Below are 494 nucleotides of genomic sequence, written 5' to 3'. Positions count from 1 at the left end.
CTGGGAGATGAACTGTGCCATCTGGGTCTACGACACTTCCTCCTGGAACATTAATCGTTCCTCCTGGTGTTGTAACTGTACCTCCTCCGTCTGGGAGAGTGACACTCCCATTATCACCTGGAATAATTGGGCCGTTTGGTTTAACCTTACCGTCATCGCCTGTACCAGTTTTACCGTCTTGTCCCGGTAATGTAACAGTACCATCTGGGTTAACGATATCACCACCTGGGAGATGAATCGTGCCATCTGGGTCTATTATTGTTCCTCCAGGAACATTGTATGAGCCATCAGGACGATCAACTTTTCCTCCATCACTTGGAAGTGTAACACTTCCGTCTGAACCTGGTGTCAATGGTTGATCCCCAGTTACAGTAACATCATCATCTGTACCTGGCTTACCATCTTTACCTGGTAAGGTAACGGTTTTACCGTCACTAGGAGTAGTTGGGTTTGTTGTTCCGCCTGAACTTGAGCCGCCATCTGTGCTTGATGTT

General features: G+C 47.6%; 1 pseudogene. It reads right to left on the bottom strand.

Annotation, left to right across the window (positions count from 1 at the left end):
* A pseudogene (locus IAE52_RS11425) lies at nucleotides 1–494 on the bottom strand (hypothetical protein); the annotation flags it as partial.

The organism is Lactococcus sp. S47 (assembly GCF_016517475.1).
Lineage (GTDB): Bacteria > Bacillota > Bacilli > Lactobacillales > Streptococcaceae > Lactococcus > Lactococcus lactis.
Note: the sequence above shows the minus strand (reverse complement) of the source record. Positions and strands in the feature narration are given on the sequence as shown.